This window comes from Pradoshia sp. Z6_59 (genome assembly GCF_058267515.1).
This window is the reverse complement of the sequence record NZ_JBZCPP010000025.1, coordinates 1-16,677: the sequence shown is the minus strand read 5'-3', so window position 1 is coordinate 16,677 and position 16,677 is coordinate 1. Positions and strand designations below refer to the sequence as shown.

General features: G+C 35.7%; 21 protein-coding genes and 1 riboswitch. Of the genes, 12 read left to right on the top strand and 9 right to left on the bottom strand.

Going from position 1 to position 16,677, the window contains the following annotated elements; all coding sequences use genetic code 11:
* The first annotated feature begins 22 nt into the window (after nt 1-22).
* Nucleotides 23-532 (top strand): LURP-one-related family protein, encoded by a 510-nt coding sequence (locus AC4D4B_RS17855; RefSeq protein WP_490997271.1) that lies wholly within the window; start codon nt 23-25, stop codon nt 530-532.
* Nucleotides 533-583: 51 nt separating this feature from the next.
* Here the strand turns inward: AC4D4B_RS17855 and AC4D4B_RS17850 are convergent, their stop codons facing one another.
* A complete protein-coding gene (locus AC4D4B_RS17850; RefSeq protein ID WP_490997270.1) occupies nt 584-847 on the bottom strand; it encodes a hypothetical protein in 264 nt (87 codons plus the stop codon).
* A 770-nt stretch (nt 848-1,617) separates the two neighbouring features.
* On the opposite strand from AC4D4B_RS17850, the gene AC4D4B_RS17845 reads away from it, so the two are divergent.
* The gene (locus tag AC4D4B_RS17845) at nt 1,618-2,439 is read left to right on the top strand and encodes an STAS domain-containing protein (protein ID WP_066099869.1); all 822 of its coding nucleotides are present in this window, start codon (nt 1,618-1,620) and stop codon (nt 2,437-2,439) included.
* A gap of 62 nt (nt 2,440-2,501) precedes the next feature.
* On the opposite strand, the gene zupT is transcribed toward AC4D4B_RS17845, so the two are convergent.
* On the bottom strand, nt 2,502-3,311 hold the full coding sequence (gene zupT, locus AC4D4B_RS17840; protein WP_490997268.1) for a zinc transporter ZupT: 810 nt from the start codon (nt 3,309-3,311) through the stop codon (nt 2,502-2,504).
* 206 nt (nt 3,312-3,517) lie between these two features.
* Here zupT and AC4D4B_RS17835 point away from each other — a divergent pair, with 206 nt between their 5' ends.
* Entirely contained in the window at nt 3,518-4,000 is a 483-nt protein-coding gene (locus tag AC4D4B_RS17835; protein WP_490997267.1) for a GNAT family N-acetyltransferase, read from the top strand.
* Between the two features lie 26 nt (nt 4,001-4,026).
* Complete coding sequence (locus AC4D4B_RS17830; RefSeq protein ID WP_491000670.1) at nt 4,027-4,569, top strand: GNAT family N-acetyltransferase; 543 nt, start codon at nt 4,027-4,029, stop codon at nt 4,567-4,569.
* A gap of 108 nt (nt 4,570-4,677) precedes the next feature.
* Here the strand turns inward: AC4D4B_RS17830 and AC4D4B_RS17825 are convergent, their stop codons facing one another.
* From AC4D4B_RS17825 to AC4D4B_RS17810, 4 genes are all read right to left on the bottom strand, one after another.
* A complete protein-coding gene (locus AC4D4B_RS17825; protein ID WP_490997266.1) occupies nt 4,678-5,154 on the bottom strand; it encodes a MerR family transcriptional regulator in 477 nt (158 codons plus the stop codon).
* A 20-nt stretch (nt 5,155-5,174) separates the two neighbouring features.
* Entirely contained in the window at nt 5,175-6,212 is a 1,038-nt protein-coding gene (locus AC4D4B_RS17820) for a MerR family transcriptional regulator (RefSeq protein ID WP_491000669.1), read from the bottom strand.
* 361 nt (nt 6,213-6,573) lie between these two features.
* Complete coding sequence (locus AC4D4B_RS17815; RefSeq protein ID WP_490997264.1) at nt 6,574-6,798, bottom strand: hypothetical protein; 225 nt, start codon at nt 6,796-6,798, stop codon at nt 6,574-6,576.
* Between the two features lie 426 nt (nt 6,799-7,224).
* Nucleotides 7,225-7,659 carry a hypothetical protein gene (locus tag AC4D4B_RS17810; protein WP_491000668.1) on the bottom strand — a complete coding sequence of 145 codons (435 nt, stop codon included), beginning with the start codon at nt 7,657-7,659 and terminating at the stop codon, nt 7,225-7,227.
* A 617-nt stretch (nt 7,660-8,276) separates the two neighbouring features.
* Between AC4D4B_RS17810 and AC4D4B_RS17805 the strand changes: the two genes are divergently transcribed.
* The 3 genes from AC4D4B_RS17805 (at nt 8,277) to AC4D4B_RS17795 (ending at nt 10,014) form a co-directional block, all read left to right on the top strand.
* Nucleotides 8,277-8,741 (top strand): hypothetical protein, encoded by a 465-nt coding sequence (locus AC4D4B_RS17805; RefSeq protein WP_148629613.1) that lies wholly within the window; start codon nt 8,277-8,279, stop codon nt 8,739-8,741.
* 244 nt (nt 8,742-8,985) lie between these two features.
* A complete protein-coding gene (locus AC4D4B_RS17800; RefSeq protein WP_066099835.1) occupies nt 8,986-9,705 on the top strand; it encodes a YebC/PmpR family DNA-binding transcriptional regulator in 720 nt (239 codons plus the stop codon).
* A gap of 108 nt (nt 9,706-9,813) precedes the next feature.
* Nucleotides 9,814-10,014, top strand: coding sequence for a ChaB family protein (locus AC4D4B_RS17795; protein ID WP_066102205.1), 201 nt, complete (start codon nt 9,814-9,816; stop codon nt 10,012-10,014).
* Between the two features lie 27 nt (nt 10,015-10,041).
* On the opposite strand, the gene AC4D4B_RS17790 is transcribed toward AC4D4B_RS17795, so the two are convergent.
* The 3 genes from AC4D4B_RS17790 to AC4D4B_RS17780 all read right to left on the bottom strand — a co-directional run bounded on the left by AC4D4B_RS17790 (nt 10,042) and on the right by AC4D4B_RS17780 (nt 11,709).
* Nucleotides 10,042-10,350 carry a hypothetical protein gene (locus AC4D4B_RS17790; protein WP_490997262.1) on the bottom strand — a complete coding sequence of 103 codons (309 nt, stop codon included), beginning with the start codon at nt 10,348-10,350 and terminating at the stop codon, nt 10,042-10,044.
* A 170-nt stretch (nt 10,351-10,520) separates the two neighbouring features.
* The gene (locus AC4D4B_RS17785) at nt 10,521-11,297 is read right to left on the bottom strand and encodes a C40 family peptidase (protein ID WP_490997261.1); all 777 of its coding nucleotides are present in this window, start codon (nt 11,295-11,297) and stop codon (nt 10,521-10,523) included.
* A 145-nt stretch (nt 11,298-11,442) separates the two neighbouring features.
* The gene (locus tag AC4D4B_RS17780; protein ID WP_491000667.1) at nt 11,443-11,709 is read right to left on the bottom strand and encodes an acylphosphatase; all 267 of its coding nucleotides are present in this window, start codon (nt 11,707-11,709) and stop codon (nt 11,443-11,445) included.
* Nucleotides 11,710-11,950: 241 nt separating this feature from the next.
* Between AC4D4B_RS17780 and AC4D4B_RS17775 the strand changes: the two genes are divergently transcribed.
* The 5 genes from AC4D4B_RS17775 to AC4D4B_RS17755 form a co-directional block, all read left to right on the top strand.
* Nucleotides 11,951-12,256: a histidine phosphatase family protein gene (locus AC4D4B_RS17775; RefSeq protein ID WP_491000666.1), complete on the top strand. Its 306-nt coding sequence runs from the start codon at nt 11,951-11,953 to the stop codon at nt 12,254-12,256.
* Entirely contained in the window at nt 12,235-12,492 is a 258-nt protein-coding gene (locus AC4D4B_RS17770; protein WP_491000665.1) for a histidine phosphatase family protein, read from the top strand. The genes AC4D4B_RS17775 and AC4D4B_RS17770 overlap by 22 nt, the downstream gene beginning before the upstream one ends.
* Before the next feature lie 131 nt (nt 12,493-12,623).
* Nucleotides 12,624-13,691 (top strand): undecaprenyldiphospho-muramoylpentapeptide beta-N-acetylglucosaminyltransferase, encoded by a 1,068-nt coding sequence (gene murG / locus AC4D4B_RS17765; RefSeq protein WP_490997258.1) that lies wholly within the window; start codon nt 12,624-12,626, stop codon nt 13,689-13,691.
* Between the two features lie 95 nt (nt 13,692-13,786).
* Nucleotides 13,787-15,283 (top strand): amidase, encoded by a 1,497-nt coding sequence (locus tag AC4D4B_RS17760; RefSeq protein WP_491000664.1) that lies wholly within the window; start codon nt 13,787-13,789, stop codon nt 15,281-15,283.
* Nucleotides 15,284-15,426: 143 nt separating this feature from the next.
* Nucleotides 15,427-15,606: riboswitch (cobalamin riboswitch) on the top strand.
* Nucleotides 15,607-15,798: 192 nt separating this feature from the next.
* Nucleotides 15,799-16,677: ABC transporter substrate-binding protein (locus AC4D4B_RS17755; RefSeq protein ID WP_490997256.1), on the top strand; the 879-nt coding region annotated here is incomplete at its 3' end.

The window sequence follows — 16,677 nt, the reverse complement described above, 5'->3', positions numbered from 1 at the left end:
AAGAATGTCAGGGAGTGGCAATATGGATTATAAGAATTTATACTTTACAGATAGTTTTTTTTCATCTGGTCAAAAAGATATTTATACAAAGGATGAACACATTGTTGGTAAATTAGATTTAAAAAGTGCTTTTACTTCCACGATTGATGTATTAGATCTGAAGGGGAATATTTTGATAAGCGGCAAATTCCCGCTTTTCAGCAACAGGTGGATTGTTACAAATCAAGAAGGGGATGAACTTGGTTTTGTACGTGCGAGATTTAGCTTTTTTGCTAAAAAATATGAATACACAGCTCATGATCGGGGTATATTCCGCATCGATTCAGAAACCTTTTCTAAAAGATATGAAATCCTCAGTGAAAAAGGAAAGCAAGTTGGCCGATTTAGAAAAGTCAACTCCATCCTATCAAGTCCTGCCTATGAATTGTCTAAAACTTCCGATGAAATTGAAATAGGTGAAATGATAGCTGTTGTTATGGGTGTAAATGCTATTCAAAAAAGGAGTCATTCAGCTGCGAATAGTACCGTATAGCTGGAAGATTACTCTTTAGTTGATAGAACTAAAAGAGTAAATAGAGGTGACTTAGCCAGACTCATTGAACGCGATAATAATTGATGTGCATCCAATTAGCAGTTGAATAACAAAGTTGAAGGCACCATGATAGGATTTTAATAAATCTAATTGGACAATCTTCATAAGTATGATCAAGGTAATAATGGGACAGACAAAATAAGCGAGCTGGGAAAATGAAAATGACCAATCGTGAAATAAGGACTCTGTTAATAAGGGCAAAAGGATAAATAAATTCATGGCTGTGACTCCATATAAGGATTTTATCGTTAGCATCCTGAACCTCCGTTAAAAATTTTCATAATCCATATTAGTATATGAATGTATTTACAAAAAAGTAGTGAAATCAAGGTTAACTATTTATAATATAACAATTACTATGAGACTAAAATGAACTCTGTAAGCGAGATTATATGGGTTCATTCTAGTTTTTTTTATGTTCTTCTAAGTGACCAACGATTCGTTCCAGCATACATAATCCTTCATGACTTTTCTTTTTTAAAGGCTGTTTTCGTAGTGGTGATACGAAAAGGGGGTTGATATAATAAGCTTAAAGAGGGAATAACGATATTTTTTATAGTAGACTGAAAATCCATTAGCATATTTAAGTTATTGCCAACTTAATATTTGAATAACTGCCTCAATTGGTTTCGCTGGCTTAAATTAGGAAAGAGTTTAGGTGTGGAAAACACGTATAGGAACAACTACATATAAGCTCAAAAATGTTAAAACTCCCCAAAATCTTTTATACATTGAATCCCCTATCTAATTAAAATACTGCAAATATTTATATCACATTTATCTTCGTATCTATTGAATTTTTTACTTTATTTTCCTTTAATTTGGATTTTCGTACTCAACCTTTGACTACTAACAACAAACTATATGAAAAGCTATAAAGGGTAATATCCTTTGTAGCTTTTCTGTCATACGAATTAATAAGATGACCTATTAAATACCTTAGAAAGGGAAGAGTTTAAATTTTACGATTATTGAAGTGTCTGATAAAATTTATGTAGCCAGACGACTATAATAGGAGGGATAGAATGGATACAACCTTGGATAAAGCTGCCATGATCAAAGAATATATCGTGGAAAATCGCCAGTCCTTTAGCGATATGTTATTATCTGAAGCAGTAAATGTCAGGCGGAAAATAGAAGAAATTTTACTGATTGGCAATATTGATTTGATAAATAACGCCCATAAACTGGTTATATACGTTCTTGACCAGGAGAAGAAAGAAGTTATTGATTTTGCTAAGCAAGAAGGCATAGCTTGGGCTACTCATTCCCTTACTTTGAATTTTAAATTGGAATGGGTACAGGCAATAAGAAGAACGATGTGGGCATTTATCAATCAATTTGTTCAACAATCAGAAGAATCTTTTAATATGGAAGATTTTTTTATTATGGAGAAACAAATTAATAATCAAATTGATAGTTTCTTGAATACTTTCTTTATCAGCTATTCGAATTATAAAGATATATTAATTGAAAAGCAGACTAAAATGGTTGAAAATTTATCCGTACCGATTATACCGATCACACCGACGATTTGTATCTTACCACTAATCGGTGTATGGGATGATAATAGGTCGAAAATTATAGAAAAGAAAGCGTTACAGGCAGTTGGAGAACACCATATCCAAACCTTAATTATTGATTTATCCGGTATAGCTGAGATGGATCCTGATGTTATTGATCAACTAATGAAGTTAATTGAGGGTACTTCAATGATGGGGTGTGAATCCATTATCACAGGACTTCGCCCCGATATTGTACAGCAAATTATCCATATGGGGATTAATTTTGAAAACAAAGCTACTACCATGGGCAGCCTTCAACAAGCTATCAAAAGATTTCTTTAAAACTTTTAGTAAAAAAAAGCAGGTCCTGAATTTTCAGGAGCTGCTTTTTTTGAAATAGCTGGTTAAATAAATAATAATAAACTGATTGCCATTAACGCCATCCCTGCTATCAAACCATAGATGGCATGGTGTCCTTCATCATACTTTTTAGCTGCAGGTAATAATTCATCCAACGAAATGAATACCATAATCCCCGCAACCGCCGAAAAGATAATTCCAAACAACATATCAGTTAAGAATGGCATTAACAGTAAGTAAGCTACTAGAGCACCGACTGGCTCTGCCAATCCGGAGAGAAATGAAAGTTTAAAGGCTTTTCGTTTATCCCCAGTCGCAAAATAGATAGGCACGGCAACGGCTATCCCCTCGGGTATGTTGTGAATAGCGATGGCTACTGCAATAGCTATTCCTAAGCCAGGATCCTGTATTGCTGATGTAAATGTAGCGATACCTTCCGGGAAATTGTGAATACCAATAGCCAAAGCGGTAAACACACCCATTTTCATAAGCTCATCACTATGAATTTCACTTCGCGGCTTATTCATGTCCTCTACTTTTTTTGGTTCATGAGGATTCCCTTGCTTAGGGATGAAACGGTCAATTAAGGCGATAAGTAAGATACCGCCAAAAAAACCAACCACTGTCATTGTATAGCCCTTTTCGTAACCTAAAGCACTGACAAGAGAATCTTTTGCTTTAACAAAAATTTCAACCATTGAAACATAAATCATGACTCCGGCAGAAAAGCCAAGGGAAACGGATAAAAACATTTTATTGGTACGAGATGTTAACAGAGCAATCAAGCTCCCGATTCCTGTTGCTAAACCAGCCATGAGTGTTAATGCAAAGGCAAATAAAATAGTTTGATCCATTATGAAAACCTCTCTAATCTTATAACTTAAACATAGTGTACCTTTTTGAATCAAGTAAAATCAAAATATAACTCTATAGATTATAATTCTATACTTTAATTAATATGTTCGTCAAAAGTATATTGTTCATAAAAAAATTGAATCTTTAAAATAAATTAGGTATTATAAATTATTACTTCTATTTTGAAAAATATGGAGGATGAAATTTGGATACTTCTAAAATTACATTAGCTAGTTATTCCGACGAATATATAGAAGGTATAAGAGATTATATGCTACCCCCTGAACAATATCTATTTACATCATATCCGCTTGAAGTATTGGAACAAGTATATCAGGATTGTGATAAGTTTCCAGTGTTGATTCTTAATAACGGAAAGGCAGTCGGCTTTTTCTGTTTATACAGTGGCAAAAGGGTGGCTGAAGTGTCGACAAACCATAGAGCACTGTTATTAACCAGTTTTTCAGTTAATTATAAATACCAAAAGAGAGGGTTTGCCAAACAAGCATTATACTCGATCTCCAGCTTTATCAAAAATCATTTTGAGGAAATTGATGAAGTTGTTCTGCTAGTGAATTTGAAAAATATCCCTGCTCAATCCTTATACATAAACTGCGGCTTTAAGGATATGGGGGAGAGGAGAATGGGGAAAAGAGGAGAACAAATGGTTTTGCATTTGAAGATTTAAAGGGGATAAGAAATGGAGGAGTTTAAATGGATTTTGTAGAATTAGAAACTAAGCGTTTACAATTAGTAAGATTAAATACCTCTCATCTAAACCAGTATTTTACGATCATGTCTAAACAAGAAGTAATGGAGTATTATGGGATGGAGCCTTTGACCAAAAAGGAAGATGCTGCTTTAATTTTTGTAACTCTGGATAGAGGGCTGGCACTTGGGCAATCCATAAGGTGGGGTATTACTTTAAAGGAATCTGGTCAGTTAATTGGTACAGTTGGCTTAAATAATCTTAGTTTAAAAAGCAAACGTGCCGAGATTGGGTATGAGATTCATCCGGATTTTTGGCGGTTAGGATATGCAACAGAAGCTATTATATCAGTAGTAAACTATTCCTTTCATCAACTTGATTTATTCCGGATAGGGGCTATTACGTATCCGGCTAATACTTCATCTAATCATTTGTTGCTGAAAATGGGTTTTACATTAGAAGGGACACTTCGAGGATATTTATATCAGAGAAATCAATCACATGATGCCTATGTATTTTCAATTACGAAACCGGAATGGAAACACTGATAAATACTCCGCTGTATTATTTTTCGGCGGTTGGACGTATACAGACAATAATAAAGCAAATAACGGAACTTATTGAAAAAGTCCCGTTATACTTCTAAGTTAATATCCTTATAACCCAAACATGATTTGTGTTATTTTTCGTTTCCTTTTTCGCCTGGACTTTATGGTTTCAAGTGCAATCGGCTTAGAAATAGCGGGAGGTTTTTTTGTTCCGCTTAATTGGGTCTCAAGATGATCGATTCTAGTTGTCAGTTCATTAACGATAGCCAACAAATCCTCAAGTTCATTTCGATGCTGCAATAGCTGGATGGATGCAACACCATCAGCTTTTTTATATAGTTTTAATTCGAGCTCATTAACTTTTAATTTCAGTTTCTCTACCTCTTCGTTATTTGGATGAGGGAGCATTTGAACGGATTGAAATTGATCTTGATTATGATAGTGCTCCAATTGGCTGAATTCTTCCTTTGTAAAGATAAAGTGCCCTTTGGAATTTCTGGCTGGTTCAATAGATAGGTGTTTAACCCAACGTTTAACTGTACTTGATGAAACGCCTAATATTTTAGCTACTTCGTTTGTATTCATTTTGACACCACCTTTAGTTTTTACTTCTTGCGTCGAAAACTCCACCATTTCTTTTCTGCTGTAACCGTATCCTTTTCTTTTAAAGTCTGTTTATCCTGCTTCTTTTTTTCTGGTTTGACTTTTCCTTTTTCCTTTGTTTTATTCTTTTTAACATCTTTGAATTTCACCGTTTTTGGTTTTTCTAATTCTTTTGTAGGTGCCGCATCTCTGAAGCTCATGACCATTTGTTTAAAAGCTTCCTCCCGTTGACGGATGTCATTTCGATATTGGTCTAATTCATTATTCATCGTTTCAAAATATTGCTCACGATCCTGATACATGGCCTCTGTTACACTTTTAATTTCCTGTTGTGTTTCTGTTACGGAAGCAGAGAGATCTGCAAGTAAGTCGCGATAACCGTCTGCGGCCGCTTCGGATATCCGTTTGGAAAACGATTCAAAGGCTCCCTCTGAAGACCTCGCAATGGTGGTCGTTAGCGCTCCGAATGTCTCGGATGTACGCTCTGATGCTTTTGAAACATTTAAAGAAAGCTTTCGTAACTCCCCATTTGTTTTTATATTGGATCGTTGAATTGTTTTCGATAGGCCTTTAATCGTATCAATTGAACCTTGTGAAATTTCTTTTTTTACCTCTTCAATCATAAGGTTCCGATTATTTCGTAACTCTGCAGACATTTCTTTCATTAAATTATTCTTATAATCATCCATGGCTACCAAGAAATCCTCCATCCTTGGTTCAGCTGGTTTCTCTACAACAGCCAATGAGGTTCCGGAATCTTCAGAAGCGGGTTCTGAAACGGGCTGTTTTTCTTGAGTTAAATGTTTTTGCAGCATGTCTTTAATAATTTCCTTACTGAGATTTTTATCACGCATTTCTTTTATTCTTTTTAAAATTGCGATTTCAACTTCTGTATAAAAACGGGCTCCCTGTTTAGAACGCGGAATAATTAATACACCATTTAAGTCTTTTTCCCATTGGCGGATTGTTCCTGCAGGTACATTTATTCTCCGTGAAACTTCTTTAATGGAATATGCTCGTAAAATTTGATTATCTTTCATATTTAACAATCCTTTCCCTTTGTCATTTGGGTTTATTGTATCTCTCTAATACATGTATTCTTCACAGGCAATATACTTTTCCTGCTGCATGACAAAAGCTATCAAAACAAGTTGTATTTCTTCAGAGTCCTTGTTTTTATGTTCATTTCGGGAGGTTTACCTATCTAAAAACAGAGAATGCTGGGAAGGATTCATAATAGGGACGAGGCATGGCAATTAAATGCACGATAAAGGGGGAAACAGGAAAGCTTGGGGTATTTTGCGGTAGAAAAAGTGAAGGTTGTAGCTTAACAGTTAAAGAGGTATAGGGCCGAAAGGAAAGCAAATAAAAAACCCTCAGCAGGTAACTGAGGGTCATACATTAAGAATGTTCTTTTAAAAAGTTATAAACAGAATATCCTAGCATTGCCATTCCGATAAAGAAGACAAATCCACCTAACAAAACTCCGTTGGAAATACTCTCCAAAACGGTTGTGTTGGAGTATACCTCAACACCATTTGGCTGTATGCTTCCGGAAACTTTAAAATGTCCTATAGCGGCAAAAATAATGGAAAGTATAAATAGTCCGTATGTTTTTAATTTCATTTGAACCCCACCCTTTGTAGGAATAGTAAAACAATTTAAATTGTTACAATTATCGTAACAGATTGTGTATATTTTGTGAACAAATAATGCTTAATATTTTTATTTGTTAAGAGATCCTTAATTACACATGGCTGATTTTCAGGAATTCATTGTTTGCATGAAATTTACGGAAGTAAAAAGGTGGAAAATAAATTATTCAGATTTTGTTATTAGCAATCGGTGCAGTGTGTAGTTAGTTTGCGAAAGTACAACCCAAATAGAGAAAGGGAGGTAAAGTAGATGATCATGTACAGTTGGCGTTGCTAATTTAAAGGGATACTTCCTTTGAAAAGGTGTTCAATTTAAAAAAATGATGATGTTCATGAGAAAAGGCCAGAGGGCATTTGGCCTCTGACCTGTATTTTTCCAAGTGCTTTTAAGGATGATTTACTGTCTTTCCAATTTGATAGTAGTAGTAGTTCCCATAGCTGATGCTTCATAGGAAATCACACCATCTTTATAAGTGAAATCTTTAGTGTCAGCACCAGATGCTAATAAGGCACTGTCAGTTTTTTCTTTATCATTTTTAGATGTCCATTCATATTCATCAGTGGATTCAGTTGGCGCTTTATATGTGCCAGACCAGTACAATGATTTGGTTTCCCCTTTATCACTGATCCAGTTGATTTCAATTGTGCTATCTGTAATTGTAGCTTCCTGCCATGCTTCATCAGAATTGCTATTAATTTGAACCCAAGTACCTGAAAGATCTAGTGGTTTAGCAGGTGTATTTTCCTCCTGTTTATTACTAGATGAACCGCCACATGCAACTAATCCCATGCACATTACAAGTGTAAGTATTATAAACAATAATTTCTTCATGCCTTTTTTCCTTTCTTACGTAAGATACCTATTTTTGTAATTACATTTTAATGAACATCAGGGAAGAAAGAAATAGTTTTATGCATTTTGGTAATAAGTTACATTTTATTGATGACTACGTCAAGGTAAAGAAATTCGAATACTTACGGATTAGGCCAAAGCAACTTCCTAATGTCCATATTGCCAGAATGAATGGATAGATTGTGATTATAAGAAGTTAATTGCAAACTTTATTTTTGTATAATAAGCCATATTAAATGCATCCTTAAATGAGGCTCTATTGTTGATAAGCGGTAATTAAACGTACTATAGAAAGAGGAATTACACAGTTTTTGTTGAAATATAAAGAAGTGGTCAGGTGATATATATTATTGTTTTTTGGAGTAATGTCTGCAATGGAAGCTACATGAGTTTTTCCTTGGAAAAATCTAAATATCTATTGGAGATTGTTCATCAGCATTGTCCGCTATAGAATAAGATTTATTAAAATATCCATACTCGTAAGAGGGTTATTAATTTACATAATATAATTATGGTTTTGTATAGATGTAAAAGGTGACAGTTTTAAAATCCCAATAAGTCTTCTTTGAGAGTTAAGAGAATGGAGGTAACAGTATATGAGAAACTATATTATGGGTATGTTAATATTCGTTATACTTCTAATGACAGGTTGTTCAAATAATGCCGATAAAGAAACCATTGCGAATGAATTTCCTCCATCTATGAAGGGACTAGTATTGGTTAATGGAATTGAGTATCAGATGGAAAAAGGGAATTATAATTGGGAAAGGATTATCGGGAGTGAGAAGGAAATGGTGCAAACAGATTACGCCTCTCCTTACCAAATAGCAGACAACATGGAACCAATTAAGGTTAAATCTATTCAAAAAGCCACTATTGAAATTGAAGACAACCCGAATATTAAAATTTATTTATGGAATGAAAAGGGAAGAGGACAAGAAATTGAACATAAAAATAATCAGTTTTATATTCCTGCAAGTAAAGGCCGTTATATATATGAAGTTTTAGCTGAATGGAATGATGGTACGATTTCTTATACCTTTGTGTTAGATATTGAGTAGCATTAATAAGATTAATTAAAGGGTTTCTTTACTGAGTGAATCGCTCCCTGATATTAAATTTAAAATCTCTATTCCTTCATTATCTTAACCGTAAAATGTATAATATATGAGGTATAATAGTAAAGTTGCTTCATTTATACATAGAATCTTGGAGAAACGAAGGGATTGTAACAAAAAGTATTGAAGTAAAAGCTTATTCGTATTACTATTTTTAAGTAGATATAGTGGAAAGAGAGTGTTCATAATGGGACGTAAATGGAATAACATTAAAGAGAAAAAGGCTTCTAAGGATGCTAATACCAGTCGTATTTATGCCAAATTTGGACGTGAAATATACGTAGCTGCAAAACAGGGTGAACCAAGCCCCGAATCTAACCAAGCATTAAAAATGGTACTTGAACGTGCAAAAACATACAGTGTACCAAAAGCAATTATTGATCGTGCGATTGAGAAAGCTAAAGGCGGAGCAGAAGAAAACTATGATGAGCTTCGTTATGAAGGTTTTGGGCCAAATGGTTCCATGGTGATTGTGGATGCATTAACGAATAATGTTAATCGTACAGCTTCAGAAGTCCGTGCAGCGTTTGGTAAGAATGGCGGGAATATGGGTGTCAGCGGATCTGTTGCCTATATGTTTGATGCTACAGCAGTTTTTGGTATTGAAGGGAAAACATCTGATGAAGTGCTTGAATTGCTAATGGAAGCAGACATAGATGTTCGTGATATCCTGGAAGAAGATGAGGCGGTTATTATCTATGCAGAACCGCATCAATTCCATGCTGTTCAAGAAGCATTGAAAAATGTTGGAATTACAGAATTCACTGTGGCAGAGCTTACCATGCTTGCTCAAAATGATGTAACATTGGATCCAGATGCACAGGCGCAATTTGAAAAAATGATTGATGCAATTGAAGATTTAGAGGATGTTCAGCAAGTTTATCATAATGTTGATCTTGGTGAATAATTTTTATTTAATGTCTCTCCGAGGTATTCCTTTGGAGAGACTTTTTGTTTAAAGAATGGGGTACAAGGTAATAGAATGTTAAAACATTTATTACTGGAGGTTTATCATATGCCCTACAAATCTGTTAGTGAACTCCCTGATTCCGTAAAGGACTCGTTGCCGCATCATGCTCAGGAAATATTTAAAGAAGCCTTTAATTCGGCAAGAGAAGAATACGATGAAGAAGAAACAGCTTTTAAAGTAGCTTGGAGTGCAGTGAAAAATAAATACAAGAAAAACGATGATGGCGAATGGGTAGAAAAAGAATAGGTTCATTTAACTGGAATACTCCTTTGATTATGGAGTATTCTTTGTCTTTTCATAAAGAATTTTTAAATCACAAAATTTAGGGTGATTTAATAAATGAAGATTATCTGATAAGAGAATTTCCTTTAGGGCATCTTCTTTTGAAATGGGGTAGCCGATGCTTTCTTGTTCAACCCATTGCCTTTGTTCAATAATTAGGTAACTGCCGTCTTCCAGGCATGATATCCCTTTATGATAGGATAAGCCATTATTTTGTTGCTCCCAGAAATCCAGCTCAGTTTCTCCGGGAATGGATGCAAATAGTATATGTAATGGGTCATTTCCAAATACTTTAGCCATCTGACAATCTCCTTGCATAACCGATTTAAGAATATGATGTCCGAATGATATTCGGCTATACGGCTAATTTCTAATTGTATAAATTTAGATAAATCCTCAAATAATGAGATCATAATTCTTGAGAAAAAATAAAAAATCGGCAAGCCAGATATGCTCACCGATTAAATATATTATAGGCTTCTTGCGCCTAAGTATTTTGGTTTCCAATAGGATGATGTCATATCAGCCTGTACAACACCGCTGGAGCCAGCGTGGATGAATTTATTGTTTCCAACATAGATTCCCATATGAGAAGCACCGGAAGTATATGTTTCAAAGAATACAAAGTCACCTACAGAAGGTGTGCTTACTTTCTTCATAGTAGAGAAGTAAGTTGCTGTGTTAGTACGTGTAAAGCTTGGGCGTTCTTGTTTAACGATATAGTAAATGAACCCGCTGCAATCGAATCCTGATGGTGTTGTTCCACCCCATTTATAAGGAGTGCCAATTAAACTTTTTGCCGTAGCAACCATGCGCTCAGCTTCTGATTTTGTAACCGTACTGCCTGAAGTGGTACCAGTTGAAGTAGTTGATTTGCTTACAACCAATACTTGTCCAACATAAATGGTGTCGCTTTTTAAATTATTCCAAGATTTTAAGTTTGCAACAGTTGTATTATAGGTATTTGCAATTTTCCATAAAGAATCACCGGATTTTACCGTATATTTCTTTGTAGAAGTGCTTGCAGTCGTTTTTTCACCTATATTAAGTGTTTGACCTATGTAAATAGTATCAGACGTTAGGTTGTTTTCTTTTTTAATTGCAGACACAGTAGTATTATATTTAACTGCTAATTTCCATAGTGAATCACCTTTGGCAACTGTAACGGTAGCAGCAGAAGCAGCACCAGCAAAGATAGAAGACGCCAGGACAGCGGTAGCAGTAATAGATAAAACTTTTTTCTTCATGTAGACCCCCACTAAACTTAGTAAAATTTTAAAGTACTAGCCTAGTGTAGTAGATTCGACAAAAAATTACTAGGTATGTTTCCTAAATGTAACAAAACAGAAAGTTTATTGTAATAAAAGTGAGTTTTCTGTGTTTTGGATAAGTTTACTTAATTGTAAAATTTTTATATTCATTACCGGCCTGGGTGTTAACCTCCACATGGTTTATTTGACTATATTTTGGACCAATTCTAATTTTACCAAGAAAATGATCTAATGCTTCTTCTGTCCCTTGTGCAACAATTTCTACATCACCATTTGCTAAATTACACACCCACCCGTGTATATCATAATTTTTTGCTGTAAGCAGAGTAAAATAGCGGAATCCTACACCTTGAACGACCCCAGAGACGATAATATGATATTGCTTCATTATTTATCCTCCTAATCATAGATAGAATCCAAGTATCTATATATTTAGAATTTTGATGTATGTACACGACTAGCTACCTCAACACTAGAATAGTGTTTTTAAATGTATATTCCTATATTTTAATGGTACTTATTTTTTAGTTAACTATCAACAATAGGATGAATCACAATCTGTAGCTTTCGTGAAAACTCTTATATGGTAGAATATAGTAAATATAATGAGCAGAGAGCAGGAGAGTGACATGTTGAAATACATATATTTAGTTAGACATTGTGAGGCTGCCGGTCAGGGTTCGGAGTGTAAATTAACTGAAGAAGGAAAAAGACAGGCAAGTGAGCTGGCAGATTTTTTTAACTCTATTTCAATAGAGCGCATAGTTTGCAGTCCATATCAAAGGGCGATTGAGTCTTGTAAAGCGATTGCTGAAGAAAAGAATGTACAGCTCGAGTATGATGAACGTTTAAAGGAACGAATCTTATCTGAACATGATTTACCTGATTGGAAAAAAGATTATACGAATCGTTTTTGGAACGGGATGTTAAATTAACCGGAGGAGAATCAAGCAATGAGGCTGCTAAAAGAGGCTTTTCTGTAATAAAGGAGACATTGGAGAGCGAGTATACCAATACATTAATTGTAACACATGGTAATTTACTGACTTTAATTTTAAATCATCTGGATGAATCCTTTGGTTACGATACATGGTTGGGACTGACTAATCCGGATGTGTATTGTTTGATGTTAGATGGGAATCAAATCGATATCAAAAGGGTGTGGAAATAAGTCACTGATAAAATTCCCGATTTTGATTAAAGGATGAATAGGAGAGATTAAATACTAAATTTCATATCTTAACATACATAGCAATAATGGTATTTTCCATAACTCGTTTAAATTTGTCGGAGGTTTATAAAATGAAAAAAAGAATCATTTTAACAGGTGGGGGCTCAACTGGGCATGTTGCTGTCAATTTAGCGCTCATTCCCTATTTGCTTGAAAGGGATTGGGAGATATTCTATATAGGGTCTAAGGATGGAATTGAAGTCTCTTTGATAAAGGAGTTTGATCGTGTCACTTATTTTCCTATATCCACAGGTAAACTTCGCCGATATATGGATATAAAAAATGTAAAAGACCCTTTTAATATTTTGAAAGGCTTTATGCAATCTAGAAAGCTTATTAAGCAGGTACAGCCGTCCATTATCTTTTCAAAAGGTGGTTTTGTTTCCGTTCCTGTCATTCTTGCAGCAGCAAGCAGGAACATACCGATTATTTCACATGAGTCAGATATTACACCAGGATTGGCCAATAAGCTATCGCTGCCCTTTGTTCAAAAAATTTGTTATACCTTTCCTGAGGCTAAAAATCATATTCCCGCAGAAAAGTCTTTTTTCTTAGGGCCGATTGTAAGAGATGAACTGCGTCAGGGTGACCCATCGAATGGAATGAAAATGTGCCAATTTACTGCAAGAAAACCAGGATTATTAATCATGGGAGGCAGTCAGGGTTCTGAAGCATTGAATAAGGCTGTGCGTATGGACTTGGACAGATTGCTCAAAACCTTTAATGTCATTCATTTATGTGGAAAAGGAAAAGTAGATTCCACCATACATCGTAATGGATATGCTCAGTTTGAATACATGAACCAAGGCTTGGCAGATATATTGGCTATGACAGCTATTGCTGTTTCAAGGGCCGGATCAAATTCTATTTTTGAATTTTTAAGTTTAAAGATTCCAATGGTCTTAATCCCATTATCAAAGCAAGCCAGCAGAGGCGATCAAATCATGAATGCCGAATCATTTGAAAAGCAGGGATTTGCCTATGTTATTGAAGAGGATGAGCTTTCGTTTAACATGCTAGCTGATAAGGTGGAAGCTATATTTAGAAACAAACAGATGATTATCGATAAAATGAAACATTTTGAGGAAGAAGATGGTCTGGAACGCTTGTACGAATTGATTGATACCTATAAAATTTAATGTTCAAATAGTAAGTAATATTCTATATACGAAAAAAATCATAAAAACAGAAAACTAAACAGGATTTGTAGCAAAAAAGTAGGAGTGTCGCAGCAATGAATCTTAAATGTTATACCCAATATGATGGACTTGGGTTAGCGAAGTTTGTAAAAGAAAAACAAGTATCCGCAATAGAATTAATAGAGGACGCATTTGAACAAATAAATGAACTAAATCCTAAAACAAATGCAGTTATTCGAACTAGATTCGAAAAGGCAATGATGGAAGCTGGAAGGTCTGAATCTATTCGCGGACCTTTTGCGGGAGTACCTATATTATTAAAAGACTTATCTCAATCCATTAAAGGAGAACCAATTACAGCCGGTTCAAAATTACTTTTAAATCGGATTGCTAAACGGGATTCTAATTTTGTGAAAAAAATTCGTGAGGCAGGATTTGTCATTATTGGACAGACGAGTTCTCCGGAGTTTGGTTTGAAAAATATTACTGAGCCAGCTGTATATGGACCGACACGTAATCCATGGAACCTGCAGCATTCATCGGGTGGATCAAGCGGCGGAGCTTCAGCCAGTATAGCTTCAGGTATGGTTCCTATCAGCGGTGCCAGTGATGGCGGAGGCTCTATTCGAATACCGGCATCATTCACTGGTTTAGTAGGCTTAAAGCCAACAAGGGGGAGGACACCCGTTGGTCCGGGTGTAGGGCGCCAATGGCATGGAGCAGCGGGTGATTTCGCTTTAACCAAAACGGTTCGTGATAGCGCAGCTATGCTGGATGCTCTGCAAATCATTCAGCCAGATACTGCCTTTCAGGTACCTTTATATAATGGGAGCTATTTGAACGAGCTTTCGAATCCATTGAAAGAAACATTTAAAATTGCTTTTTCCACAAAATCTCCGGTGGGAACACCCGTTAGTGAAGAAGCTGTAGAAGCAGTACATAAGACAGTCCGATGGCTGGAACAGGCAGGATTCACCATAGAAGAATGTGATAATGGGGTAGATGGAATCCGCCTAATGGAAAATTACTATATTATGAATAGCGGAGAAATGGCAGCAGATATACTGTCGATTGAGGAAGCTATGGGACGGCCGATTACCGTTAATGATATAGAAATCGTCACATGGGTACTCAGAACTGCCGGGCAGAATGTTTCAGCTGTTCAGTTTACACGCAGTTTAGCTGAATGGGATACGGCGGCTGCAGAAATGGCCAGGTTCAATGAGGATTATGATTTATATTTGACGCCGGCAACAGCTTTTCCAGCGCCAAAGGTGGGCGAATTGACGCATACGGCTGAACAGTGTATAGACCTATTAAAGGTGAATGAACTAAAACCTTCTGAACAGTTAGCAATGGTCTATGAAATGTTTAAACCAAGTTTAACGTATACACCTTTTACACAGTTGGCAAACATCATTGGACAGCCTGCGATTAGCTTGCCTGTTCATATGACATATTCAGGCTTACCTATTGGAGTGCAATTGATGGCTCCAAAGGGAAGGGAAGATTGGCTTTTAAAAATAGGCGCGTTCATCGAGCAATCAGATATATGGGTTGGACAGAAAAGTAATCCATATATTGGATGGTGATAAAAGTAATAGCCCGACTTGATGATGCGTGTAATTCAGTGGGTCAATTATAACAGTCATTTCGCTTGTTTATATTTATGAGATTCTTATATATAGAAAATTTCTTCCGTTTACATTTTCAACATGATATATTAATAATACGAAAATTTAAAACAATCATAAGTGCTCACTTTTGTGAGGTAAAAGGGAATCCAGTGTAAATCTGGAACAGCCCCCGCTACTGTAAGAGCTGATGAAATCACGTGACCACCTTTAAATAAGGGAAGGTGTGAGAGTAAAGTGAAGCTCAGAGTCAGGAAACCTGCTTATGAATGTGTATTGCTTACTTTTCGGTGGGAAAAGGGATGGCGAACGTAGAGATGATTTTGTCTTTACGCTGATTTTGACAGCGTTCTTTTGTCTGTGCATGAATCAAGCCTGTTTTCCTTAACCGGGAAGACAGGCTTTTTTATGTTTAATATTTCAGCGTAAAATCGCTAAATATAAATAAATTTTACTAAAGGGAGAATAGTGAGATGAAAAAAATTGCAAGCTTAACATTTTTGGTGTTCTTGTCCGTTTTTGCATTGTTTGCATGCGGAAATGATGAGACAGTAAACAACCAGAAAAAAGAAACAAACCAGGAAACTAGCGAGTATCCGAAAACATTAACAGATGGTCGTGGGGAAGAGATAACAATAAAAGAAAAACCTTCAAGAATTGTTTCAACCACGTTAGCTATTGATGAATATTTACTGCCATTGGTTGAAGAGGACCGAATTGCAGCGGTTACGAAAATGTCGACAGACTCAGGGATTTCAAATGTAGCAGATTTAACAGATGGCATTGATACAAAAATTAAATCAGTTACATCTGAATTGGTGCTGTCACTTCAGCCTGATTTAGTGCTGATTCCTTCCTATGTAGATCCTGAGGTTCTTAAACAAATTGATGCTGCAGACATCACCACCTACCAACTTAAAGATGATTCCTCTATATCAGGTGTATTGGAGGGTCTAATGGAGGTTGGTACCATTGTTGGCGAAGAAGATAAAGCAGAAGAAATCATAGCTGATGTCAAAAAGAGGATGTCAGATTTACAAACGAAAGCAAAAGCACAAACAGATAAAAAACGAGTGGTTTACTGGACACAGCAAAATTCTTCAGTTACTGAGAATACTACAATAGGAGAAATCATCACCTTAGCAGGCGGGATAAATGCCATTACAGAAGCGGGCATTACCGGTGAAGAGTATCCTGATTATCCGAATCTTTCAAAGGAAAAATTAGTTGAGTTAAATCCAGATGTGATTATTACAAGTGATTGGCAGTATGATGGCTCAAAAGCAACATTCGTCGAGGAATGGAAAAAGGATCCGGCTCTTAAAAATGTGAAGGCCTTTAAGAATAATGAA